Annotated in this window: 25 protein-coding genes, 2 tRNA genes, 1 other RNA gene and 1 other annotated feature; of the genes, 8 read left to right on the top strand and 20 right to left on the bottom strand. The window is 45.3% G+C overall.

The annotated features are described in order from the left end of the window. Together JRC49_00055 and JRC49_00060 are read right to left on the bottom strand one after the other, a co-directional pair. Positions 1-1671 carry a DAK2 domain-containing protein gene (locus JRC49_00055; protein ID QTE71263.1) on the bottom strand — a complete coding sequence of 557 codons (1671 nt, stop codon included), beginning with the start codon at positions 1669-1671 and terminating at the stop codon, positions 1-3. 41 nt (positions 1672-1712) lie between these two features. Further along, the gene (locus JRC49_00060; GenBank protein ID QTE71264.1) at positions 1713-2063 is read right to left on the bottom strand and encodes an Asp23/Gls24 family envelope stress response protein; all 351 of its coding nucleotides are present in this window, start codon (positions 2061-2063) and stop codon (positions 1713-1715) included. 199 nt (positions 2064-2262) lie between these two features. Further along, positions 2263-2481, top strand: a binding site (T-box leader). A gap of 44 nt (positions 2482-2525) precedes the next feature. On the opposite strand from JRC49_00060, the gene JRC49_00065 reads away from it, so the two are divergent. From JRC49_00065 to JRC49_00075, 3 genes are read left to right on the top strand one after another with little or no spacing between them, the layout of a single operon-like run. Beyond that, the gene (locus JRC49_00065) at positions 2526-3707 is read left to right on the top strand and encodes a PLP-dependent aminotransferase family protein (GenBank protein QTE71265.1); all 1182 of its coding nucleotides are present in this window, start codon (positions 2526-2528) and stop codon (positions 3705-3707) included. A 14-nt stretch (positions 3708-3721) separates the two neighbouring features. Then, positions 3722-4951 (top strand): tyrosine--tRNA ligase, encoded by a 1230-nt coding sequence (locus tag JRC49_00070; GenBank protein QTE71266.1) that lies wholly within the window; start codon positions 3722-3724, stop codon positions 4949-4951. Next, positions 4948-5586 carry a YigZ family protein gene (locus tag JRC49_00075; protein QTE71267.1) on the top strand — a complete coding sequence of 213 codons (639 nt, stop codon included), beginning with the start codon at positions 4948-4950 and terminating at the stop codon, positions 5584-5586. Before JRC49_00070 ends, JRC49_00075 begins: the two co-directional genes overlap by 4 nt. Positions 5587-5617: 31 nt before the next feature. Here JRC49_00075 and deoD read toward each other — a convergent pair whose 3' ends face one another. The 7 genes from deoD to JRC49_00110 all read right to left on the bottom strand — a co-directional run bounded on the left by deoD (position 5618) and on the right by JRC49_00110 (position 12993). Beyond that, the gene (gene deoD, locus JRC49_00080; GenBank protein ID QTE71268.1) at positions 5618-6328 is read right to left on the bottom strand and encodes a purine-nucleoside phosphorylase; all 711 of its coding nucleotides are present in this window, start codon (positions 6326-6328) and stop codon (positions 5618-5620) included. Between the two features lie 30 nt (positions 6329-6358). Next, positions 6359-7051, bottom strand: coding sequence for a TetR/AcrR family transcriptional regulator (locus tag JRC49_00085; GenBank protein ID QTE71269.1), 693 nt, complete (start codon positions 7049-7051; stop codon positions 6359-6361). Between the two features lie 25 nt (positions 7052-7076). Beyond that, positions 7077-8282: an aminoacetone oxidase family FAD-binding enzyme gene (locus tag JRC49_00090; protein ID QTE71270.1), complete on the bottom strand. Its 1206-nt coding sequence runs from the start codon at positions 8280-8282 to the stop codon at positions 7077-7079. Between the two features lie 26 nt (positions 8283-8308). Continuing rightward, positions 8309-9064 (bottom strand): methyltransferase, encoded by a 756-nt coding sequence (locus JRC49_00095; protein ID QTE71271.1) that lies wholly within the window; start codon positions 9062-9064, stop codon positions 8309-8311. Between the two features lie 69 nt (positions 9065-9133). Further along, the gene (glgA, locus tag JRC49_00100; protein QTE71272.1) at positions 9134-10627 is read right to left on the bottom strand and encodes a glycogen synthase GlgA; all 1494 of its coding nucleotides are present in this window, start codon (positions 10625-10627) and stop codon (positions 9134-9136) included. A 23-nt stretch (positions 10628-10650) separates the two neighbouring features. Then, positions 10651-11772, bottom strand: coding sequence for a glucose-1-phosphate adenylyltransferase subunit GlgD (gene glgD / locus JRC49_00105; protein ID QTE71273.1), 1122 nt, complete (start codon positions 11770-11772; stop codon positions 10651-10653). A gap of 36 nt (positions 11773-11808) precedes the next feature. After that, the gene (locus tag JRC49_00110; protein ID QTE71274.1) at positions 11809-12993 is read right to left on the bottom strand and encodes a glucose-1-phosphate adenylyltransferase; all 1185 of its coding nucleotides are present in this window, start codon (positions 12991-12993) and stop codon (positions 11809-11811) included. A 261-nt stretch (positions 12994-13254) separates the two neighbouring features. Between JRC49_00110 and JRC49_00115 the strand changes: the two genes are divergently transcribed. Next, positions 13255-13779: a sigma-70 family RNA polymerase sigma factor gene (locus tag JRC49_00115; protein ID QTE71275.1), complete on the top strand. Its 525-nt coding sequence runs from the start codon at positions 13255-13257 to the stop codon at positions 13777-13779. After that, complete coding sequence (locus JRC49_00120; protein QTE71276.1) at positions 13776-14315, top strand: hypothetical protein; 540 nt, start codon at positions 13776-13778, stop codon at positions 14313-14315. Before JRC49_00115 ends, JRC49_00120 begins: the two co-directional genes overlap by 4 nt. Before the next feature lie 38 nt (positions 14316-14353). On the opposite strand, the gene sigH is transcribed toward JRC49_00120, so the two are convergent. The 4 genes from sigH to JRC49_00140 are packed head-to-tail and all read right to left on the bottom strand — an operon-like array spanning position 14354 to position 17162. Further along, on the bottom strand, positions 14354-15079 hold the full coding sequence (gene sigH / locus JRC49_00125; GenBank protein QTE71277.1) for an RNA polymerase sporulation sigma factor SigH: 726 nt from the start codon (positions 15077-15079) through the stop codon (positions 14354-14356). A 26-nt stretch (positions 15080-15105) separates the two neighbouring features. Beyond that, a complete protein-coding gene (gene rlmB / locus JRC49_00130; protein QTE71278.1) occupies positions 15106-16032 on the bottom strand; it encodes a 23S rRNA (guanosine(2251)-2'-O)-methyltransferase RlmB in 927 nt (308 codons plus the stop codon). 1 nt (position 16033) lies between these two features. Further along, positions 16034-16780, bottom strand: coding sequence for an FAD-dependent thymidylate synthase (locus JRC49_00135; protein ID QTE71279.1), 747 nt, complete (start codon positions 16778-16780; stop codon positions 16034-16036). Then, positions 16773-17162, bottom strand: a complete 390-nt coding sequence (locus JRC49_00140) for a ribonuclease III (GenBank protein QTE71280.1) — start codon at positions 17160-17162, stop codon at positions 16773-16775. Before JRC49_00140 ends, JRC49_00135 begins: the two co-directional genes overlap by 8 nt. 162 nt (positions 17163-17324) lie before the next feature. On the opposite strand from JRC49_00140, the gene JRC49_00145 reads away from it, so the two are divergent. Next, positions 17325-17397, top strand: a tRNA-Lys gene (locus JRC49_00145). 103 nt (positions 17398-17500) lie between these two features. On the opposite strand, the gene JRC49_00150 is transcribed toward JRC49_00145, so the two are convergent. The 4 genes from JRC49_00150 to JRC49_00165 form a co-directional block, all read right to left on the bottom strand. Continuing rightward, positions 17501-17671, bottom strand: coding sequence for a 4Fe-4S binding protein (locus JRC49_00150; protein ID QTE71281.1), 171 nt, complete (start codon positions 17669-17671; stop codon positions 17501-17503). A gap of 84 nt (positions 17672-17755) precedes the next feature. Next, positions 17756-18958, bottom strand: coding sequence for a stage 0 sporulation family protein (locus JRC49_00155; protein ID QTE71282.1), 1203 nt, complete (start codon positions 18956-18958; stop codon positions 17756-17758). After that, complete coding sequence (gene holB / locus JRC49_00160; GenBank protein ID QTE71283.1) at positions 18946-19965, bottom strand: DNA polymerase III subunit delta'; 1020 nt, start codon at positions 19963-19965, stop codon at positions 18946-18948. Before holB ends, JRC49_00155 begins: the two co-directional genes overlap by 13 nt. 14 nt (positions 19966-19979) lie before the next feature. Continuing rightward, complete coding sequence (locus JRC49_00165; protein ID QTE71284.1) at positions 19980-20315, bottom strand: cyclic-di-AMP receptor; 336 nt, start codon at positions 20313-20315, stop codon at positions 19980-19982. Between the two features lie 230 nt (positions 20316-20545). Here JRC49_00165 and JRC49_00170 point away from each other — a divergent pair, with 230 nt between their 5' ends. Next, the gene (locus tag JRC49_00170; protein QTE71285.1) at positions 20546-21625 is read left to right on the top strand and encodes a class I SAM-dependent RNA methyltransferase; all 1080 of its coding nucleotides are present in this window, start codon (positions 20546-20548) and stop codon (positions 21623-21625) included. Here the strand turns inward: JRC49_00170 and JRC49_00175 are convergent. Next, on the bottom strand, positions 21616-23307 hold the full coding sequence (locus tag JRC49_00175) for a CapA family protein (GenBank protein QTE71286.1): 1692 nt from the start codon (positions 23305-23307) through the stop codon (positions 21616-21618). The genes JRC49_00170 and JRC49_00175 overlap by 10 nt on opposite strands. 874 nt (positions 23308-24181) lie before the next feature. Here JRC49_00175 and JRC49_00180 point away from each other — a divergent pair. Continuing rightward, positions 24182-24263, top strand: a tRNA-Leu gene (locus JRC49_00180). 71 nt (positions 24264-24334) lie between these two features. On the opposite strand, the gene ssrA is transcribed toward JRC49_00180, so the two are convergent. Then, positions 24335-24678, bottom strand: a transfer-messenger RNA (tmRNA) gene (ssrA, locus tag JRC49_00185). Positions 24679-24703: 25 nt separating this feature from the next. Beyond that, the gene (gene smpB / locus JRC49_00190) at positions 24704-25171 is read right to left on the bottom strand and encodes an SsrA-binding protein SmpB (protein ID QTE71287.1); all 468 of its coding nucleotides are present in this window, start codon (positions 25169-25171) and stop codon (positions 24704-24706) included. Between the last annotated feature and the right edge of the window lie 19 nt (positions 25172-25190).

Raw genomic sequence — 25190 nt, forward strand, 5'->3', positions numbered from 1 at the left:
TTACTCCACAGAGATCAGATAATAATATAAAGGCTGTCCGCCGTTATGATACTCCACATCGCAGTCTCCGTACTGTTCTTCAATCTCTTCTGCGATGGCTTTCGCATCAGCTTCGGATACATCTGCTCCGTAATAGACGGTGATCAGTTCATCTTCATCCGTAACGATTTCCTTCATCATGTCCAGAACAACATCATGAACAGATTGTCCGGAGAATTCAATCTGACCGTTATGAAGCCCGATGATATCTCCCTGTTTGATTTCAATGCCGTTATATTCACTGTCACGGATTGCATATGTCACCATTGCGGTCTTTACATGCTGGGCCGCTTCGGTCATGCGCTGCATATTTTCGTCCGGTTCTGCGTCATTCTGGAACGCAATGGCAGCGGCAATCCCCATCGCAACGTTTTTGGTGGGAATCACACGGACGTCATTGGGTGATAATTCTGCAGCCTGATTTGCGGCAAAAATAACATTTCCGTTATTCGGAAGAACATAAACGCATTCTGCTTTCACCTGCCGGATAGCGTTCATCAGATCGTCCACGGAAGGATTCATGGTTTGTCCGCCTTCAACAATCTGATCAACATTCAGTTCCTTAAAGAACTGTGAAAAACCGTTTCCTAGAGATACAGCCACAAAACCGTATTTCTTTTCAGGCGTACTGTTTTCTTCCGTTTCTTCCGGAGCAGCTTCTTCTGTTTTCACGCCTTCTTCCAGAGCACGTTTCATGGCAGCCAGATTATCAATCTTGATTTCGTTGATTTCTGCGAGTTCCACACCATAATCCAGGGCAAATCCGGGATTATCCGTATGGACATGAACTTCAGCCCCGTTCAGATCTCCTACTACGGATACGGCATCGCCAATCCGGTTCAGCCTTCTTCTGAATGAATCGAGATCATGCTCATCGCAGTCCTCACGGAAACATGTCAGTTTGAATGATACACAATAAGTGTATGTAAGATCCTTTGTCAGATCGTGGCAGTCATCAGAAACTGCCTGTACATCATCTTCCATCAGGGAATCGGCAGCCGTAATGTCCTCTCCTCTGAGAACAGCAGCATAGCCCTGATAAATCAGCATCAGGCCGCGTCCGCCGGAATCAACAACACCTGCTTGTTTCAGTGCCGGAAGCATATCCGGTGTTTTTTTCAGGATTGCTTCCCCGCTTTTGAGAATGACAGAAATCAGCTGATCATAATCATCAGGTGCTTTCTGTGCCTGTTTCATTGCATCTTCGGCAACAACCCTTGCAACAGTCAGGATTGTACCTTCTTTGGGTTTCATGACGGCTTTATACGCCATCTCAGACCCTTTCATAAGAGCCTCTGCAAACTGAACGGGCGTTATTTTTTCAACACCGTTCAGCGCTTTGGCAAAACCGCGCAGAAGCTGGCTTGTGATAACACCGGAATTACCGCGGGCACCTTTCAGTGCACCCTTGGCCAATGCGTTTGCAGCTTCATCAGCACGAAGAAATTCCTTGCTGTTGATCTCTCTTGTGGCAGACTGCATGGTAAGAGACATATTGGTTCCGGTATCTCCGTCCGGAACCGGGAAAACGTTGAGAGCATCAACCGCTTCACGGTTTTTTTCCAGAATGGCAGTACCTGCCATTACCATATCACGCAGAAGTAAACCGTCAATCGTTTTAAACTGTATCAAAGGAATATTCCTCCGTCATACTTAATGGGTCTGTGATCAGCTCAAATACGGATCCCTTCAACAGAGATGCTGATTTTCCTGACCTTCACGCCTGTAGTGCTCTCGAGCTTATACCTGACTGTTTCGATGATTGTTTTACATACCTCTGAAATAGAGATGCCGTATTCAACAATGATGTAAAGATCCACATCAAGCATGTCGCCCACATTCCGGATCTGAACACCTTTTGTCAGATTTTCTCTGCCAAGCCATTCAACGATTCCATCGGTTGCTCTCTGTCCAGACATCGCAACGATGCCGTAGCATTCAAGTGCAGCATATCCGACCACCTTGAGCATGACGTCTTCAGCAATATAAATTGTGCCGTATTCATTCTTAACTTTACATTCCATGTGTTTCCCTCCCGCATTATACCGTGGCAGGTTTAAATGGATCCTTTCAGGAATACCATACAAAGGACCATAAAATTATACAGTATATTGCAAATTTTATCAAGTGCCGCCCCCGATCAGACGACCCCCCAGACTCATTTGTAATTATGGTATTCTATCCTTTATTTTCCTTGACAATCCTTCCCTTTTTGAACATAATAGTATGGCAATGAAGGGAAGAGTAAGCTGATTTTTGTATTGCAGAGAGCTTCCGGATGGTGCAAGGAAGTATACGGTATCAGTTGAAGTACATCCCGGAGCAGTCTCCTGAACGCGGTTACCCGTTATTAAGGTGTACACGGTGCGCCGTCTACAGCGCGTTAAAGAGCAGGCTTTCAGTCTGCTGAATGGAAGTGGTACCGCGGTTTTCGCCTTCCGGCGAAAGCCGTTTTCATTTATTTTAGTAAGGAGGAATTGTTAATCATGGACATCTCCGAAGTCAGGTTTGCCCACAGGTTTGATCAGGTCACCGGCAGCGCAATCCGTGAAATATTCAAAGTTATCGCGCAGCCTGGAATGATCTCCTTTGCCGGCGGCAATCCTTCACTTGAAGCCCTGCCTGATCAGCAGGTCAGCGAACTGGCCCAGTATGTGCTTGCACATGACGGCAAGGCGATTCTGCAGTATGGTGCGACGGAAGGTTATCCTCCTTTTGTTGAAAGTCTGAAATCCTATGTTGAAGACCAGCTTGGAGTAAGCATACCGGCTGTTCTCCCCGTAACGGGTTCGACGCAGGCAATGGATCTCCTTTGCAAAGCTCTGCTTGATCCGGGTGATACCGTTCTTGTGGAAAATCCTTCTTTCCTTGGAAATCTTCAGTGCCTTAAACTGTATCAGGCAAACCTGGTTACCGTTGAAAGCGATGAGGATGGGCTGATTCCTGATGATCTTGAACTGAAAATCAAAAAGTATCATCCCAAGCTGCTTTATACGATTCCAACATTCCAGAACCCAACCGGAAAAACACTGCCCGATTCCAGACGCAGGGCTGTTGCCGATCTCGCCAACAAATATGGTATGGTTGTTGCGGAGGATGATCCTTATCGTGATCTGCGATATGAAGGCGAGAAAGTCAGAGCCATCAAATCCTATGATCAGAATGGCTGGGTTATGTTCCTTGGCAGTTTCAGCAAAACCATTTCACCGGGGCTTCGTATCGGATATATTGCCGGCGATGCCGGAATCATCCGGAAGTGCACCATCGGCAAGCAATCCACGGATGTTCACTCCGCCAATCTGAATCAGGCTGTTGTGGATCAATATCTTCGCAGGAATCTTCTACCCGATCATATCAGCAGCATCTGTAAAGGATATGGAGCGAAAATGCATCAAATGCTTCAGTATCTGGATCAGTTCCCGGATGGAGTCTCTTTTACAAGACCCCAGGGAGGTTTATTCATCTGGGCCGAATTGCCCGAACACATTGATACGGTCAATCTTCTGTCCAAAGCGGTGGAACGTAAAGTCGCCTATGTTCCCGGCACTTATTTCTGTGCCGACGGCGGTCATATGAATACTTTGCGTCTTAACTTCTCCAACAGCACCCCACAGCAGATCGAGACCGGCATGAGTATATTGAACGACCTGATTAAATCCATATTATAAAGGAGTAATTAAACATGGAACATATTCTTGATATTCTGAAAGAACGCGGCTTTATTGCCCAGTTGACCTTTGAGGACGAACTCTACGAACAGCTCAAAACCCCCACCACTTTCTATGTTGGTTTTGATCCGACTGCAGACAGTCTTCATATCGGACACTATATTCCGATTATGGCTATGGCCCATATGCAGCGAGCCGGCCACAAGCCGATCGCCCTGATGGGCGGAGGGACTGCCATGATCGGTGATCCTTCCGGAAAAACAGATATGCGCAAAATGCTTACAGTGGAAACCATAGATCAGAATGTGGAATGCATCAAAAAGCAGATGTCACGTTTCCTGGATTTTTCTGATAACAAAGCGCTGATTGTCAATAACGGAGACTGGCTTCGCCATCTGAATTTTATTGACTTTATGAGGGATATAGGCTCCCAGTTCTCAGTGAACAGAATGCTCACCGCTGAATGTTACAAAGCCAGAATGGCTACTGAAAACGGCCTGAGTTTCCTTGAGTTTACCTACATGCTGATGCAGAGCTATGATTTCCTCGAACTGTTCCACCGCTATGGATGCCGTCTTGAAATGGGCGGCAATGACCAGTGGAGCAACATGCTCGGCGGCGCCGATCTTGTCCGGAAAAAGGAAAACGAGAAAGCATTTGCCTGTACTTTCCAGCTGCTTCTGACACATGACGGCAGAAAAATGGGCAAAACAGAAGCAGGAGCACTTTGGCTTGATCCGGTCAAAACCTCACCTTACAACTTCTACCAGTACTGGAGAAATGTCGACGATAAGGATGTTGAAAAATGTCTTGCGCTCCTGACTTTCCTGCCTATGGATGAAGTGCGGCGGCTGGTGGCGCTGAAGGACGCAGAAATCAACGAAGCTAAAAAAGTGCTCGCCTACGAAGTGACAAAGCTTGTTCACGGAGAAGATGAAGCCAGGAATGCCGCTGCCGCTGCGGAGGCGTTGTTCGGAGGCGGAGCCGCTGCTTCCAATGTGCCCACACTGGAAATAACGTCTGACGAATGGTCTCAGGATGCCAGAATCTCCACCCTTCTTGTCAGATCAGGCCTTTGCAAAAGCCAGAGTGATGCCAGGAAACAGATTGAACAGAATGCTGTTTCAATCAATGATGTAAAAATCAGTGATCCTGCCGCGGTCCTGACAAAGGATCAGCTTGGAGAAGACGGCGCCATGCTGAAAAAGGGTAAGAAGGGATTCTGCCGTATCATTGTATTATGACAGAATCATATATCACCGTTTCCGGGTTTTCCTGCGAAGAAATAATCATCAATAAAAGTCGTTTTATTGGTTATGCTGCCCCATGCAGTTCGGAAAATGAAGTTCTCTCATTTCTTCAAAACATCAGGGATGAGCATAAAACTGCCACGCATCATTGCTATGCGTATATTATCGGTGAAAACTGCGGGATCATGAGATACAGTGATGATGGTGAACCTGGCGGTACCGCAGGATTACCCATCATGGATGTGATGAGAACAAAAAGTATAGTTAACTGCTGTATTGTCGTTGTACGATATTTTGGCGGCACGCTGCTCGGTACCGGAGGACTTGTCCGCGCATACACGCAGAGCGCGCAGGCAGCTCTCGCAGCATCTGGTATTGTCAGGATGGAAAAAACGTCATTCTATCGGTGCACACTTCCCTATTCCGCCTGGGACAGATTTCGCTATGCAGCTGATCATCTGCCTGTAAAATTGGAGAACATTGAATATGGCAGTTCAATCTGTTTTCGTCTTGCATTACGTTCTTCAGAAAGTCAAAGCCTGCTGCCCCGTTTATCCGATGCAGCAGACCGGGCACTGGACTGCATTCCCGACGATGAATCCTATGATGCCTGGGAAACAGAGACATGAGAAAAGCGCTGTCTTTTGACAGCGCTTTTCTTCAGATTAAAGCCAATCCAAGTTCCATCATATTCCTGAATCCGGTCTGCCTGTCTTCTGCCGGCAGTTCTTCGCCTGTGACCAGGCTGTCCGAAATGGAACATATCGCAAGCGCGTTCTTTCCGGCTCTTGCAGCGTTCATATAAAGTGCGGCCGCTTCCATCTCCACCGCCAGAACACCCAGTCTGGACAGTGTTTCCGTCTGGCTTGCATCAGAATAAAAAGCATCTGACGAAAACAGCGGTCCGCAAACCACATTGCACGGAAGCTTTTCTGCATATGCCATCGCCTTTGACAAAAGTTCATAGCTGCAGCATGGCGCAGCGTTTCCTTTGAATCCGAAACTGTTGATATAGCCGGAATCCGTATAAGCGCTCATTGCAATCACAATATCCTTGAGCTTCAGTTTGGGTGAAATTGCTCCCGCAGAACCTATACGGATAATATTCTTTACATCATAAAAATTGAACAGTTCATAGGAGTATATACCGATAGACGGACAACCCATACCGCTGGCCATGACCGATACTCTTTTCCCTTTATAATATCCGGTATATCCCTGTACGTTCCGGACATTATTCACCAGTTCTGCTTTTTCAAGATACTGTTCTGCAATAAACTTTGCCCTGAGCGGATCCCCAGGCATAAGCACTGTTTCGGCAAAGGCGCCAGCAGGAGCATTGATATGAGGGGTCGGAATGTTGGATGACATAATTCATTTTCCTCCTTTTTTTCTGTTATTTCAGTGTATCCAGTGATTATGAATCTGTTTACACATGAATGCTATTGTCTGCAGATCTGTAAGTTCAATGGATCCATATGGAAGAGAAAGCATTCTTTCAATCATCATTCTGCGGCACTCCGTCATATTGAGAATTGCTGACAGGTCTGCTTCGATGCTTTTTTCTTCGCACATAAGAATATGATCGCATATCCCGGTCCAGAGTCCGTGAACAGTTGTCAGGATAATATCTGTAACATATTCTGTTTCGGGGCAGAAGATGAGTCCTTCTTCCTTTCCTCTTTGTATTTGTAAGCGCACCGCATCTCTGAAGCAGTCGGACAACGCTTCGCAATAATAATGACGGACAGTTTTTCCATCTGTTGTTCTGAATATGGGAAGCAGCATCATCAAAAAGCTGAGTTTTTCATCCCGGAACGGAATCATCCCGGACAAAAGGAGATTCAGATTAAAGACAACACCTTCATCCGGATTCACCTGATCAGATATCGTGTGATATATCTGTTCAGCTCTTTTTAAACAGATTCCCTCAAGCACGGATTCCTTGCTGACATAATGATGGTAAAAGCTCCCTTTACTGGTGTGAAGGCAGTCAAGGATGTCCTGTATGCTGGTCTGCTCATATCCTTTCCTGCAGAACAGCGTTTCTGCCGTATTCAGTATTTCCTGTTTCCTTATATCGCCTTTTTTCAATTTTCATCCTCCTTTGCCCGGAAAATCAAACAGATCCGCCTGCGATAATACCCGAGGCAAACGCAAACATAAGATTGAAGCCGCCGCAGTCTCCGTCTACGTTCAGAACCTCTCCTGCTGCATACATTCCCGGGATGATTCTGGATTCCATCGTTTCAGAATGAAATTCACGGCAGTCTGCTCCGCCGGCTGTTACCTGGGCATAATCCATTCCACGCGTTCCTGTGATGTAGACCCTGTAGCACTGCACGGTTTCAGCAATCCGCCTCAAATCATTGTCTGTAAGACTGCCGGCGTTTTCACCCTTCATCGGAATACCTGCCTGTTTCATGACTGCATAGCTGATTTTTTCAGGCAAAATCCCGTCAAGCAGGCTCACAGGAGAAAGATCGTACAGCATGACCTGCCTTCTTCTGATTTCATTCATCAGGTCTTCCCGACTTTCATATATTCCATCCAGAAAATTGATCTCCAGATGTGTATTCCTGCCAGCTGTGAATCTTGCGCACTGCATCACACAGATTCCGCTTATACCATACTCGGTAAAAAGAATTTCTCCCTTTTCCTGATGGAGAACACTGGTTCCTTCATACAAGGAAACAGCGCATCGGATCCTGATTCCGGAAAGTCCTGAAATGCTTTTTTTGTCAGTTGTAAGGGAAACAAGTGAAGGAAGCACGGGAATGATATGATGACCCATTGATTCAAGCAGCCTGTAACCATCCGTTGATCCCCCAAGCTTCGGCTGTGCAGCCCCTCCGCAGGCAATAATGACTTTTTCAGATATTATTTCTTCGTCATGACTGCCCCTGATGATGAATTGATCCTTATTCCTGTTAATGTCGGCGGTTTCAAAACCTTTAATCATCGATACGCCTGTAATTCTCGCGGCATTTCTCAGAACTGCCAATACCGAAACCGCCTGGTATGTTACAGGATATACCCTTCCCTCCGGATCCTGTGTCATGACCAGGCCATATTGTTTAAAAAACGATTCGATTTTCCTGACAGGGCATTGTTCCAGAACGGCTGCAGCAAAGTCAGGATCACCATAATATACAGGAGTTCCTTTGTTCATCAGATTGCAGCGTCCGTTGCCCGAAGCAAGGATTTTTCTGCCCGGTCTGTCACTTTTTTCAAGCAGGATGACATTCAGGCCGCGGGATGCTGCGTTAACTGCAGCTGTCAGTCCGGCCGCTCCTGCGCCGATGACTGTTAGCTCCGTTTTCATCGCTTAAGCCAACACCTTCCAACAAATCAGAATTCGGTCTGTTCTTCTAAATGATATACAGACTTCAGTTCGTTTGTCAAGCTGCCGTCTTTTTCATAAATAATCATAGGCTTCATCGGATGCAGGGTCGGTCGTGCATCCTTCACAGCTTCAATCATCACTAGATTTGCAGGTTTATGAATGTATGGATAAACCATCTGAAATCTTTTCGGTTCCAGATGGTATTTTTGCAAAAGCTTCATGATGTATAACATCTGAGGTGCCGGATATACAATGTATATTTTCCCTCTTCCTTTCAAAATGGAAAATGCTCCTTTAAGCAAATGATCCATCGTTTTCTGATCCTGATTCCTGGCAATTGCCTTTTGCCTGCTCGGACTGGCCAGAGCGGAATCAGGCTGGCCGTACGGAGGATTGCATATGATTTTGTCAACAGAGCAGGGTTCAATGTAACTGGATGCTTCAACAGCATCTGAATGGATAACAGTAACAACATCCTCCAGATGATTCAGTCTGATATTCCTTTCTGTCAGTTCAGCCGCTTCCTGTTGTATATCCAGCGCATAATACCTTTTCCCCTTTTTTCTTCCTTTCAGAAGCAGCACGAGCACGCCATTTCCCGTACCAAAATCAGCCACAATATCATTTTCCCTGATTTCCGCAAAATGTGCGAGAATAACGGAATCCATACCAAATCGAAAAGAATCCTTTTTTTGGATCAGCCTCAGTCCTTCAAGCTGGAGATCTTCTATTGTTTCATCCTCTTTGAGTATAATGCTCACCTGTATCCTCCCAAAATCAGGGATGTGCCATTTGCACATCCCTGATTTTTCATCTGTCCCTTCGTGATATCAGATATCTATCACAACAGGATTTTCTTTCTTCTCATCGTCCTGTTCCTGTACCCTTGTATCAAACAGGCTCTGATAGAGCTTAATGTATTCCTTTGCAGAATGATTCCAGCTGAAGTCACCGTTCATTCCGCGCATCTGCAGTTTCTTCCAGATTTCCGGGTAATTTTTGTAATACTCGCATGCACGTTCAATGGTGTGAAGCATATCATGCGCATTGTAGTTGAAGAAAGTGAATCCGTTTCCCTCTCCGTTGAAATCATTGTAGCTGAGTACAGTATCACGGAGTCCTCCGGTTTCTCTGACAATCGGAATCGTTCCGTATCTCATGGCGATCATCTGGCTGAGTCCGCAAGGTTCAAACTGGCTGGGCATCAGGAACATATCAGCCCCGGCATAGATTTTGTGAGCCAGCGTATGATCCATTGTAAATCTTGCTGCAACCCTGCCCTTGTATTCTGTTTCTGCCCAGCTGAACAAATTAAAATACCTTCCTTCTCCCATGCCGAGGACAACCAGCTGCACATCATGCCGCATAATATCGGCAATCACATAATCAACCAGATCCAGCCCCTTCTGATTGCTGAGGCGCCCGACCATACCGATAACGGGTACGTCCGGTTTGACTTCAAGGCCAAGTTCCTCCTGAAGGTCTTGCTTGCATTCAGCCTTTCCATCCATCTTTTTCACTGAATAGTTTGCTTTGATCTTTCCATCAGCCGAAGGATCATATTCCTTCATATCAATCCCGTTCAGAACGCCCTTGAGTTCTCTGTGCCGGGCCCTGAGCAATCCATCCAGCCTTTCTCCGTAATAGGCAGTCTGAATTTCCTCTGCATAGGAGGGACTTACGGTTGTAATCAGATCTGTGTATACCAGAGCTGCTTTCATAAAATTAGCGCATCCGAAGCATTCAAGCTTATCGTCTGTCCACAGACTGTCCCCCAGGCCCAGGATATCCTGAACTTCACGGATTCCGAAAATCCCCTGATACTGCAGATTGTGAATCGTAAAGACTGTTTTTATATTTGCATAGAAAGGAAGATGGGCATACTGGATTTTCAGAAGAGCCGGCACCATGCCGCTTTGCCAGTCATGTGCATGAATAATATCAGGTTGGAAGTCCACCAGAGGAAGCATATTCAGTGCGCCACGGCAGAAGAAGCCAAATCGTTCATATTCATCCCCGCCCATACCGTAGATATAGGGACGGCCGAAATAATACTTGTTATCCATAAAGTACCATTTCACACCGTCTTTTTCGATCATTTCTATGCCGCAGTACTGACGCCGCCAGCCCAGCTGCACTTCAAAATCGCATACATGCGACATTTTCTGCATGTATTCCTGCGGAATTGTACTGAATTGAGGAATGATTACACGAACATCATGTCCTTCTTTCGCCAGAACCGGCGCTAATGCACCAACAACATCGGCAAGTCCGCCCGTTTTTACAAATGGAACTGATTCACTGGCGACAAAAAGAATCTTCATTTTGTAACAACACTCCCTTATGATCAGATAACCACATTCTTGGCAATCACGATCGGATAAGCTTCCGGACCGATCAGTTTCGTGTTCTTCTTGATGACAGTCTGTTTGTCAAGGATACAATTCTCTATATATGCGCCTTCCTGTACCTGGCCATCCTGCATGATGATGCAATTCTTTACATGGGCATTCGGAGCTACCCGAACGCCCCTGAACAGCACACTGTTTTCAATCGTTCCCTCTATCTGGCAACCGTCTGCAACAAGAGAATTGACCGAATGTGATTCTGTGCTGTAAAAAGCGGGCATTTCATCCCTGACCTTCGTAAATACAGGCAGTTCATCTATAAACAGTTTTTTCCGGATTTCCGGTTTAAGTATATCCATATTGAACTTGAAGTAACTCTGAACGGAATCGATATTCCAGCAGACACCGGTGTATTCAAATGCGTTCACTTTAGCCTGTTTTTCCTGTACAAGTTTCAGGAGGAGATCCCTGGCAAGATCATGCAGTCCATGTGCTACTGCTTTGTCAACAAGTTCCTTCAGGAACTCCCGCTTCATCAGGCAAACCTGCATAAAGGTGTTTTCATAATTTGGGTGCGTCGGTTCAACTTCAATGTCTTTAACGTTTCCCTCTTCGTCCAGCGAGATATATGTTCCGAATTCATCGCGTTTCATGGAGGGATCCTTCGTATACATCAGCGTGATATCAGCGCCTGTATTTTCATAAAACGCAATCATATCCTTGAAATGTGCATTATAAATGATGTTGCTGTTACTGAGCACTACGAGTTCCTGTTTGCTTCTGTTGAGGTAATCTGTATTTGAACGGAGTCCGTCGAGCACGCCGGGATACAGCCCCACATTCTCACGCGTCAGGAAAGGCGGCAGAATATGAAGCCCGTTCGTTTTTCCATGAAGATCCCATTCTTTTCCCGAACCAAGATGGTCCATAAGGCTGTGATAGTTCTTCTGCATGATAACACCGATGTTCTTCATGCCACCGTTTACCATGCTGGAAACCAGAAAATCGATCACACGGAAACGGCCTGCAACAGGAAGCGCGGCAATTGCTCTTATGATCGTCAGTTCGCGAAGCCGGGCATCATTTTCACCGGTATAAATAATCCCCATTACATCCTTCATCTTATATTATCTTCCTTTCGTACATTTCGTCAGCATTCAAAAAGTATAGGATTCATCAACCTGCGTGCCTGACGGAACCGAAACACCTGCAGGCAGTGTCACTCCCTGCCCGATTACGGCAATATTACCGCTGTCTTCGCCGATGATTGAACCTGCTCCGACAGTAGCATTTTCAGCCACAATGGAGCGGCGGACAATAGCCCCCCGTTTGATAATACTTCCGGGCATCACGACGCTGTATTCTATGTCTGCGCCTTCCTCAACAACCACTCCGGCGAACAGAACTGAATGATTTACTTTTCCATATACTTCACAGCCTTCTGTGATCAACGTGTTTGTGACTACAGCGCCTTCTGAAATATAATGGGGTGGCATACCCGGATTCTTGGAATAGATACGCCATTTTTTATCATGCATGTTCATAGGCATCGGATTGTCAATAAGATCCATATTGGCTTCCCACAGGCTTTCTATGGTACCCACATCTTTCCAATACCCGTTGAAATCATAGGCGACAAGAACCTGTTTGTCTCTGAGCATGTTCGGTATAATGTTTTTACCGAAGTCATTGGAACTGTTCTTGTCTGCTTCATCTTCTGTAAGATAATGACGGAGCTTTTCCCATGTAAAGATATATACGCCCATGGAGGCTTTATTGCTTTTGGGATTCTGAGGCTTTTCCTCAAATTCCACGATTGTGCCGTCCGGATCGGTATTCATGATCCCGAATCGTGATGCTTCTTCCCAGGGAACTTCACGTACGGCAATTGTCGCATCTGCTCCGTGGCTGATATGGTAATCAAGCATTGCATTATAGTCCATTTTGTAAATATGATCGCCGCTCAGGATCAGAACATAGTCCGGGTGATACTGCTCAATGAATGCCATGTTCTGATAAATAGCATTGGCAGTACCGCGATACCATTCTCCGCTTTTTCCTTTCTGATAAGGAGGGAGCACAAATACACCGCCGTTTGATATGTCCAGATCCCAGGGAGCACCGCTTCCGATGTACGCGTTCAGTTCAAGCGGCTGGTACTGCGTCAGTACGCCGACTGTGTCGATACCGCTGTTGGTACAGTTGCTCAGAGGAAAATCGATAATTCTGTATTTTCCTCCGTACGGTACAGCAGGTTTTGCAACGTTTTTTGTCAGTATACCCAGACGGCTGCCCTGGCCTCCGGCCAAAAGCATCGCAATGCAGGTCTTCTTTCTTAACACGCTTTACACGCTCCTTTATGATGTGGAATATTGTTATTTCTTAGACCGTGGTTGTTGTTACCCTTCTTGTTTAATTATTTTACAGTTTACTGATTATATTCGTCAAGTGCTGATTCTTTTTTGCATATATACTGATAATACTGATTGATCATTGCAAAACTTATGTTATAATAATTTACTGATTTTTATAAAATATTTTTTATTTTAATGGAATCAGAGTAGATTTACACTCGTTGTATGTACGGAAGAGGTGAGAAAACATTGTCCCTTCAGCCTGAAATTTCCGGCAGCTCTTCCGGTTCTCTGTCTTTTGATCAGCTTTATGAGCTGTACGCAACAGACGTGCTTCGTGTTTCATATTACTATCTGGGCAATCGTGAAATGGCTGAAGATGTCACTCAGGATGTCTTTGTCAAGCTCATTACGAATAATCCTGTCCTGGAAGAAGGACGGGAGAAGGCCTGGCTTCTGAAAGTGGCACTGAACCGTTGCAGGGATTTGTGGCGCAGCTCCTGGATCAAAAAAGTGGTTTTGGGTCATCCCGGGTTTGAATGTTTTCCCGCGCCGGATGAAATAGGACAGATGGCGGATCAGCAATCCCTCGCAGAAGCCGTTAATCGCCTGAAACCTGAGTTTAAGGAAGTTGTCCTTTTGTTCTACTATCAGGGTTTTAATGTTACAGAAATCGCTAATATGCTTCAGATCGCCGAAGGGACCGTTTCTTCCAGATTAAGCAGAGCCAGAGACAAGCTACAGAAAGAATTGAAAGGAGATGATCAGCAGTGATTCAACCCGAGGAACTTCGCTCAGCCACAGACAAAGCATTATACAGCCTGACTGCAGATGAATCTCTTAAACAAAGAATTCTTCTTAAGGCTTCTCAGACTACTCAGACTCATCGTGACAGCGTATTTCGTCCTGTCATGAAACTATGTGCAGTTGTCGGCGTATTACTGCTCATGGTTATCGCACTGAACAGTGTACGTCCGCTCTCACCTTCCTCTCCCGGCGAAATGAATGTTTTTGCGGCAGGTGGAAAAGATACCGCAGGAACATCTTTTCCCCAGATTGACATCGATCATGTATCCGGCGTTTCCTTTGGAGGCATTGATTATCAGGATGAAACACAGTATACCGAGCTGATCCGGATTCTACAGACCGAATCAAAGGAAACGGATGCCTTAATTCCCGAAAATGGTGAACGTATTGTCATCCGGATGGAAGACGGGAAAGAATATGCATTCGGTATCAGTGAACCATATGTTTTCACTGATGACAAATGCTGGACATGCAGCGGGTTTTTTAAACTTCTGCAGGACTAAGGAAATATCATCCTCATACAAACGGCTGTTTCTGATAATCAGAAACAGCCGTTTTCTTCAAGATATTTTTCAAGTTTTCTTTTGACTCTTTGCAGCGCATTATCAATTGATTTAACATGGCGGCCCAGGGTTTCAGCGATTTCCTGATAGCTTTTTCCGTCAAGATAGGCTGCCAGGACCTCCTGCTCCAGTCCGGATAAAACCTCGTTGATTTTCCTGTGTATATTGCCCAGGTTCTCCTGATTGATAATCATTTCCTCAGGATTGCCGCTGTTGCCCTCCATAATAATATCAAGGAGTGTCCTGTCACTTTCTTCATCATATAAAGGTTTATTCAGTGACACATAGCTGTTCAGCGGTATATGTTTCTGCCTTGTAGCCGTTTTAATTGCCGTGATAATCTGTCTTGTAATGCACAGCTCGGCAAAGGCACGGAAAGAGCTGAGTTTTTCCTGTTTGTAGTCACGGATTGCTTTGTATAATCCAATCATACCTTCCTGGACAATATCCTCATGATCAGCGCCGATCAGGAAATAACTTCTCGCTTTAGATCTGACGAAGTTCTTATATTTGTTCAGCAGGAACTCTTCCGCCATTGTATCGCCGTCGTGGCAGAGCTGTACAATCTCTTCATCGGAATATCCGCTGAACCTTTCCCTGAACGGAATGATTTCATCTCCGTTATCAGCCTCTTCAATCCGATCCGGTTGCCTGAAGTTTTTTTCTTTATCCGTTTCAGAAGATTTCGTATTGATGTAATCCATAGAACAACTCCAGTTTATATCTCTGATTACTTCCTGCATTCAAGAACACGATACATCATGATACCGGCGGCAACAGAAGCATTCAGGCTTTCAATCTTTCCTTTCATGGGAAGCGATACAGTATAATCGCATTTCTCTGCGACAAGACGGCTGATTCCATCCTCTTCTGCCCCGATGACCAGCGCCACTCCTCCGGTAAAGTCTGTCTTTCTGTAATCATTTCCATTCATTGTAACAGCATAAAGCCAGATGTTCTTTTCCTGAAGATATTCAATGGTACGGGCCAGATTGCTGACTCTTGCCACTTTAACATATTCCACCGCACCGGCGGAAGACTTGACAGCCGACGGTGTAAGGCCGACACTTCTGTGCTGTGGAATGATAATACCATGCACTCCTGTACACTCAGCCGTACGGATAATAGCACCCAGATTATGGGGATCCGTGATTCCATCCAGAAGGATAAGGAATGGATCTTCACCTTTTTCAGAAGCTGTATTCAGTATATCATCCACTGATGAATACTGATAAGCCGATGCAAAAGCAACCAGGCCCTGATGATTAGGTGCGACTGCATCCAGTCTTGATTTCTCGACAACCTGAATCTGGATTTTCTGTTCTTTTGCCTTTTGGACAATTTCTCTCGCCGATCCTGAAAGCTCTCCCTTCTGAACAAGCAGTTTTTCAAGATCATGGTGATTTTTTAATGCTTCCCGGATTGGATTTCTGCCTGTGAGAATGTATTCATTGTTTTGTTCTGTTTTCTCATTCAGGTTTATCCGTGATTCATGATTCCTGTATTCAAACTGCTGATAGCCCGTCGGGACAGTGCTTTCTTTATCAGGGAAACTCTTTTTTCTTTCATTGCTGTATGAACGTCGTTTCTCAGAAACACCTTTTTGTGCGCGTCTGCCGCTGGATTTTTCTGCATTTTTTCTGGAATCAAATGCCATATCAGACTTCCTCCTTATGTGACCGGATCAGAGCTTCTCTGTTTCTACGGATTTCTGCAGCCATGCCGCAGGTTTTTTCGCCTTCAGGGCATTTTCCCCGAATACAGGCAGGTCCGGCATCCATAAATAATGCAGGAGCTGTATTAAAGCATATTCTGAACATTTCTTCAGCCATTTTTCTGATTTCCCATTGTGCTCTGTTGCACATTCTCAATGAGAAGAAATGTCTCAGTTCGCGAACATTCATTGTCACTACCAGCCTGGTTTCACAGGCGTTCGGAAGCACAAAGCGCGCATCTTCATTGGATTTTTCACCTTTGCCAAGCTTTTTCTGCCAATCAACATACCAGGATTCTATTGTATCCATCTGCTTCTGGTACTGCTGTACTGCTTCTTCCCCCAGCGCAGCAATACTGTCGGGCATGATAAATCCAAAGCCGTTTTCATAGGAGACATATCGCTGGCTCTGAACAGAAAAGCTGGCAATACGATGTCTTGTCAGCTGTGCAAGCAGAACACGGCTGACCCCTTCAACACCAAAGGAAAACGTGACATGTTCCAGCACGGATTCATGTCCCATACCCATCAGTTTTTCAATAAATGCAGATTGATCTTTCTGAGATATTTTTTCTTTCAGATCTTCTATTGTCGATTTTGAATAGCAAAGTTTTGCACTCAGCGCAATCGTTTCTTCCGGCGAAAGCGTGTGACGGAGAAGGATTACTTTGAGTTTCTTTTGTTCAGCCATTTTCACTCACCTCTTCTATAGTACTTACCAGCCTGCTGATCCTGTCATTCTGTCCTGTCAGATACAGATATCCGAACAATGCTTCAAATCCGGTTGAGGCCGCATATTCGTCAGGGTCCTGATTCCGCGGAGCTGAATGCTTTGCATGAGCATTCCTTCCCCTTCTGACAATCTCTGATTCAGTTTCGTTCAGTTCTTCCTGGATTTTCTGCAATATTACAGCTTGTGAATGTGCATTGACCATACTGACACATTCTTTATGCATATGACGAACGTTATATCTTTTCATGATCAGTTTATATCTGACAATCAGTTCCCAGACTGAATCTCCAATGTAGGCAAGCTGCAGTGCATTCAGCTGTAGCGCTTCCTGCTGTTCCATCCCTTTTCCGAACCGAAGACTCAAATGACTGACCTCCCAAATATATTTATATAATTATATCATACTCTTTGTGCAGAATAAATATGATCCTCTCCTGCAAATTTCATAAAAAAGATACTTGACAGCTGCAGAATAATGTGTATAATAACGTTTGTTGTCCGGGCACCATTAGCTCAGTTGGTAGAGCACCTGACTCTTAATCAGGGTGTCTAGGGTTCGAGTCCCTAATGGTGTACAGTGAGCTGGAAGCATAAAGCTTCCAGCTTGTTTTTTATCTTTTTCAACAAAGAACAGCGGTCTGCATTGATAATGCAGACCGCTGTCTGATTCTGTTGTGATCAGGCCTGAGCGGGAGCTCCCACAGGGCAGGTCTCGGCACAAGCACCGCATTCGATGCAGGTGTCAGGATTGATCTCGTATTTGCCGTCACCTTCGCTGATAGCGGATACGGGGCACTCAGCAGCACAAGCGCCGCAGCTGATGCATTCATCGGAAATTTTGTAAGCCATAAAACTAACCTCCTCTTATTTGTCCGCGCAGTAATGCGTGAAACTATAAAAAGTATATCATCGAACAATTTGAAAATCAATATATCATTTGTCCTGGCTGATCGCCTGCATCGCTTTCTGCAAAGCGTCTGCCCACGGACTTCTGGGACTTGTTTCCGAGGTGGCCTGTGTTTCTTTTGCAACGTTATGATCAGGCTGGGCCTGAACCTCTTCTCCGTCCTTTTTTTCATGTTGGCGGTTAGGGTTTTCCCTTCTCACAGGCTGTCCCAGTATAGGTTTACGTGCTTTCCTGTTATTCTTTTCTTCGCTGTTTATACTGATATCTGTTTCAGTCGGATTCATTTTTTCATCAGCATCTGAATCCTCCGATTTTTCTGTCGAAACATTCTGGGCTTTCTTTCTGGCAAAGCCTTCATAAACCGGCTCTGTCTTTTCTTCACCATTATTTTTCTTTCCCTGTTCCTGGTTTGTATTTCCATCCGAAGGTTTTGTGATGTTTTCAAGCGGGTATTCCTTAATTTCGCTTGTGTCTCCGTTTGTCAGCCGGACAAAAACAGTTTCCTTGACGATATTTAGATCTGTTACAGGTCCTGTTCCATCCGGTGTGATGACTTCCCGTCCGATTTTAGGCATCTTTTTCCTGGTCATTTCATAATGCTCCTGTTCATACTTCAGGCAGCACATGAGGCGGCCGCATACGCCGCTTATTTTTGTTGGATTCAGTGACAGGTTCTGCTCTTTTGCCATTTTGATGGAAACCGGCTGAAACTGATCAAGAAATGATCCGCAGCATATCGGTCTTCCACAGGGGCCAAGGCCGCCCAGCATTTTGGCCTCATCTCTGACGCCGATCTGCCTCAGTTCTATTCTCATTTTGAACACTGAAGCAAGATCCTTTACCAAAGATCTGAAATCAACTCTTCCGTTCGCAGTAAAGAAGAACAGAATCTTACTGTTGTCAAAAGCATATTCCACAGAAACCAGCTTCATTTCCAGTTTGTGTTCAGCTATTTTTTTCTGGCAGATGCCAAAGGCTTCTTTTTCTTTCACACGGTTTTCCTGCCCGTGTTTTATATCCTGTTCATCCGCAATTCTGATTACTTTTTTCAGGGGCGTACGCCAGTTCTCTTCGTCTACTTCCCTCGTTCCCATAACAACTTCACCCAGATCGTTGCCCCTGGCGGTATCAACAATGACATAGTCCCCGGTTTTAACGTCGGTATCGGAAGAATCAAAATAGTACATCTTTCCGTTTTCCTGAAACTGTACTCCGATTATTCTGCCCATAAATCACTTTCTCCTATAAATGTTAAAAGTAGTTGTTCTAAAACTGCCTGAAAATTGACATTGCTGGCATTCTGCTTCCTGGCGCATGCTATCGCGTCTGTCAGAAGAGTAAATCTTTCAAGCGGTGCTCTTTCTGCAAAATGCTGCCATTCTTTTGAATAATCCTCAGGATAATCTTTTCCATCATGAAAAAGCCGGTATTTCAGGAACTGGCCGACAACTTCCTCAAGAATATCAAAAAGCTGATCTGACGATCCCTTGCGATCTTTCCATGATGTTGATATATTCAGGACCTCGCTTCTTTTTCTGTTTCCGAAAAACGCCTTCACTATTTCGTCTTTCATCTTCCAGTAAGAATCATCGGAGGAAAGCCTGATTGCATTTCCGATGGAACCGCCTGAGGCCCTGGCTGCCTTTTCGGCTATCCCCTGTTCAATTCCGGATGAAACAAGGATCTTCGTGATATATTTTTCATTCCAGGGGATGAGTTTAATATTCCGGCACCTGCTGCGTACAGTCGTCAGGATCTGCTCTGGATGGCTTGTTGTCATCAGAAAAAAAGTATTTTGAGGCGGTTCCTCAAGAATCTTGAGCAAACTGTTCTGTGCCTGGGGAGTCATGTTTTCAGCATCAGGAATCATTACAACCCTGTTGCCTCCTCCATAGGCATATCTGCTGCACAACCTGATCATTTCCCGGATATCTTCCACTGGAATAGTTGCCCTGCCCTTTTGTACATCCGGTGAAATGGGATTGCCCTTTTCAATGACTGTTATATCCGGATGTTCTCCGGCCAGCGTCAGCCTGCAGCCGTCACATTCACCGCACGGTATCTCTCCGGTGGATGAACACATCATAGATCTCGCAATCAATCCTGCAAGTGTTCGTTTTCCTGCCCCAGGCTGTCCGGTGATCAGTACAGCATGAACAAGCCGATGCTCTGTAATCTGTTTTTTCAGAGCATCTATTTCAGATCCTTGCTGACGAAAATCTTCAAATGAAAACATCGGCATCCCTGCTTTTAGACTTTCAGGAACTGATCCACGGTCAGGACAAACATCGTTGCTCCCCCGACTGTGACTTCGATCGGATAGGATGAATACTCATTCTGTGAAATACCGCCGGATACTGACGGAGAAACTGTGGAAATCTGCTTCCTGCTTTTGCATACAGATTCAACAATACTCACTGCTTCATCAATCCTGTTGTCATCCACGCCAAGCAGCAAAGTGGTGTTCCCTGCCTTCAGGAATCCGCCTGTGGTTGCCAGTTTGGTCACTCCGAATCCCTGCTGCATTAAAACGGACAGAAGTTTTGATGCGTCCTCATCCTGAACAATAGCGATGATAAGCTTCATAGACATTCTTCTCCTTCCGCATTTAACTGTAAAATTATACGCTACATCATATTCAAAATCAAGTTTGTCCCTTTATTTTCATATTCTCTGTTCAAAACGACAGTGGTGGCATCTTCCGTTATGGAATCATCCGGATTCTTTACATCATCATGGAAAAAGGATAAACTGATGAAATGGGAGGAATCAGAATGAATCATTTATATCATTGCTATGCCAGCGCCGCTTTCGGTATGGAAGGACTTGTTTCAAAGGAACTGAAAAGCATCGGACTACACGACGTTGAGGCCGGAAACGGTTTTGTCCTTTTTTCCGCAACCGGTAAAGAACTGTTCCTTGCCAATATGGAACTGCATTTCAGCGACAGATTATATATTATTCTGGCCTCAGGAGAATGCAAAAGTTTTGAAGATCTTTTTCAGCTTGTTTCATCTGTCCGCTGGGCTGATTATTTCTCACGGGATGATTTTATCGACATATCCTGTAAATGTACCAGAAGCCAGTTAATGAGCCAGCGTGACTGTCAGTCGATTACCAAAAAAGCAATCATTGAAAATGTGAAAAAAGAAACCGGACAAAGCACTTTTCCCGAATCCGGTTCTGCCTTGTCTGTCCATGTCTCTGTAAGAAACGATCTGGTCAGGATCCTCCTGAACACCTCAGGAGAAGCGCTCTCCCGCCGAGGATATCGTACCTGGAACGGTGAAGCTCCTCTTCGTGAAACACTGGCCGCAGCTCTTGTGGAACTCAGCGGATGGAAACCAGGACAGCCGCTTCATGATCCATGCTGCGGAACAGGGACAATACTGATAGAATCAGCTCTGAAATCCGGCAGGATCGCTCCGGGAATCAACAGACAGTTCGCCATGGAAAAGTATAAATGCTTTCAGGGCCTCGGTTTTGCATCTCTTCGCGCTTCTCTGAAAGCAATGGAATCAAGGGAATGCATTTCCGGCATCAGCGGTTCGGATCTCGATCCTGAAGCGCTGGAACTTGCAAAAAGGCATATTGCCCAGGCCGGTCTGGACAGTAATACAATCCATTTGGAACATCTTCCGCTCCAGGAACTGAACCTTGATGCAGAAAATGGTGTTTTTATATGTAATCCGCCATACGGCGAACGCCTGAGCGACCAGGCCGGATGCCGCAAACTCTATCATGATCTTTTCCTGCTGAAAAAGCGTCATCCATCCTGGAAGCTCTGTGCGATTTCATCAGACCCTGCTTTTGAAAGAAGCTTTGGCAAAAAAGCAGACAGGAAACGTCGTTTATATAACGGACGTCTTGAATGTGTTTATTACGTTTACAACTGACCCGGAACATGGATAAACGTCCTGCCTATGGATTCATCAGTGGAGTCATTCCCGATATGTCTGATAAACAGGTCAATATCCTTTTGTGAATAAACAGTCTGCGGACAGTATGTATTCATATCCGTTTCCTGGTTCCCATAGGGAAAAACAGGAATAACCGTAACAGGAGTGGTTTTCCCTTCTGATGAAAAATCAAACTGTATTCTGACCAGCATGGAATAATATGTTTTGGGTTTTCTGGATGTGCTGCCGTCTAAGATTGTACCTGCATTATATATGACCGGTACACCCCTGATGTAATCAATTCCCCGTGACTGTCCGTATTGATTGAAAATGACAAAGTCGGCTCCGCACAGAACGCATCTGTTTGCCATAGCTTCCTGAATAATCGAATGATTCTGCTCTTTATTTTCCTTTCCGCTGACCGTAAATACGATTCTTTCACAATGCATCTTTTTCAGCTGTCTGATTCGATTGCTAATGACGTTCACATCAGCCAGGTATTCACTTTCACTGCATCCGGCAAATCCGATAAGGTGTCCTTTCAGTCTGACTGCCAGAGGCTGGGTACGATCCAGGATTTCTGCATATCCGGCAGCTTCTTCCCTGGTGTTGTTGAAAAAATCCTCCCGTTGATATAAAAGATCATCGGTAAGCGTAAGCAGTTCAATGGATGCATCCCTGAATATTTCGCCGGTTCCCTTCGGAGCGTATTGAACGTTCTTCATTTCCGGGGTGATTTCCGTGTTTCCTTCCAGGATACTTCCCAGATCTGCGCAAGTCAGATCATCCTCAGATAACAGTGTCTTTAAACCTGAGAGAGGTTCCTGATATCCTGCTTTGGCTGTAAAGGAAACGAAACTCTCTTTTCTGGCATTGAAACTCCTGTTTCCGCCCGGAATGACTTTGCCGCAGAAAGTAATGGTTACCGTATCATTTGTTATGGCTTCCGGTTCACCCTCTGTAACGGGCATCTTATACTGAGGCTCGCTGTTGCTATTCCTTTTCAGCCTGTTATTGGCCGCTTTTCTCTCTTCCGGATCATCCAGGATAATGACACGCGTATGATACGGCAGATGTGTAAACAGCCAGTATGCATTCAATCCACCGTCTCCGGGATCCGGCTGTATTCGGATGCAGGCATGGGAGGCTTTTGCGCCCAGATAACCGCGTCCAAGCGTAAAATCTTTTTTATTTTTCCCCCAGTCATAAGGTGTCTGATGAAGCAGATTGCCCCCGTCATACTGGATAACATAATCATATTTCTTGCCGTTTGTTGAAAAGTTCACCCTGTGATAACCTGTCAGGAAACATCCGGCGGAAGTTTCCTGGTAAAGACTGTTTCTTTCGGCTCTGCCGGTGGACACAAAGAGTGTATCTATGATTTTACCCTGGTGAAATACACTCATTGTTTGTTTTTGTTTGTCCACCAGTAAACCGTATTCTTCAGCAGGTTCTTCTGTTTTGAGCTTTTGAAGCGGAACCCAACCTTCCACATATTCTCCTTCTTCATGGTTCCAGGCGCCTATAAGCGCCCAGGTACCGTCAATCTCAATCACCCGTACTCCCTGCGTCTGCCCGTGAAGGGTTCCTAGTGATCTGCTTTTCTCATCCTGCTTTTCATAAACATCCTGATGTTTAAAGAAGTCAATATTGATGACAACCGAAGGCTTCATCATCATATTCCATATCTCTTCTTCGGACATATTACGGTCCGGCATGATTTGACCGGTTACTGATATGGAATTGTCCTCAGGCTTCTTCTCAGAAACGGTAAGCGAATACTCATATGTTTCTTCAGGTTTGGACGCTTCATATATCTTCAGGATATAATTTCCCGGTTCAGGTTTCTTTGCTTTGGAAATGTCACTGAAATCCTGCCTGTTGATCCTGCCTCCCGTTGTGGCAATTTTATAGCTGTATGAAACTTCCTCCTGTCCTTCTCGCATTAATGTCAGCATGACAGTGCCGTTTTTAACCGTTCTGAATTCAATAAACCAGGTTTCCGCTGCGTTCAGGTACAACGTTTTCGATGAGGGCAGTGCATACTGCAGGCATTGCCCCGGATATTCCACCGGTGACAGGAATGAAGCAGTATGTGTTTGTCCGGAATCCGTTTGTAATTCAGCTGTAATGGTATATGTTTTGTCATACAGTTTCTCTTTATTGTATGCACATCCATCCCATTGCACTGTCGTTTCTCCGGAGCTGATCCGCTGCTTCAGTTCCCTGTACACACAAACATCATCATGAATCCTGATCGTCAGATATCCGTCTTCCTCTGCGTATACGCGAAAAGCGTTATCTTCATATGAGTGGATATTTCCAACACGTTTTATTTCAAATGGGTTTGCGGAGCATGCACAGTTCCAGATGCTGCAAAGCAAAACAGCAGCGCAGATAAATATCGTATACCGTTTTTTTCCTTCAATGAAATGCATTCTACTGCTCCTTTCACCCGACACAGATATTCTACTTCCTATTTCTTTCGTCCGCAAGTTTTTCTGTATATCTTGACAAAGAGGTAACACGGCTTTATAATTTCGATGTTTGTTCGCGGTCGTGGCGGAATCGGCATACGCGCACGTTTGAGGGGCGTGTCCGGCAACGGGTACGGGTTCAAGTCCCGTCGACCGCACATACAGATCCTGATGAATGTCAGGATCTTTTCTTATACAAAAATACCGGTCTGTCTGACCGGTATTTGTTCAGTGGAGATGAGGGGAGTTGAACCCCTGTCCGAAAGCACTTCAGAAAGACTTTCTCCGAGCGCATTCCGTGGTTATGATTCCCCCGAATGACGTCCGCGGAAAACCGTCATTCAAGGTAGCTTCATTTATGCGGATACCGCTGCAAAGCTTAGGCGGTATTCGTTCCCTGCATTAATGACGCCGGTTGTCTGATCTGCAGGTGGTCAGAGCCGACGCGCGGCATTAAGCCGCGAAAGCGTAATTGCTATTGTCAGTTATTGTTTTTCCCCGTTGATACGCAGTACAGGGTCTGCGGCTCGCTTATCCTTCCTCTGTTACCCCCGTCGAAACCGGATCATCCCCGGATATGTACGGAATTCAATAGCAATTATTTCTGCCGCTGCCTTAAAGCGCGCTGTATTTCACGCTCCGAATCTCTTTGGGCCATACTGTCACGCTTGTCATGAAGCTGCTTGCCTTTGCACAGTCCGAGAAGGAGCTTGACCCTTCCGTTCAGGAGATACATTTCAAGGGGAATCAATGTATATCCCTGGCGCATAACCTGTCCTTCAAGTTTACGGATTTCGCCGCGGTGAAGGAGCAGCTTCCTGGGTCTCATCGGATCCTTATTGAAAATGTTGCCCTGTTCATATGGACTGATGTGCATTCCTTCAACCCATACTTCCCCTTTTCGGATCTGAGCCCAGCTTTCCTTCAGATTAATTCTTCCCTGTCGGATGCTTTTAACCTCTGTTCCGAAAAGCGCTATGCCGCATTCAACCTTCTCCTCTACAAAATAATCATGAAAAGCTTTGCGGTTCTGAGCAATCGTTTTGATTCCCTGCTGGTGCGGCATTACATCTTCCTCCCTGAAA

The sequence above is a fragment of the Clostridiales bacterium FE2011 genome, from assembly GCA_017569305.1.
Classification (GTDB): domain Bacteria; phylum Bacillota; class Clostridia; order Christensenellales; family Aristaeellaceae; genus Aristaeella.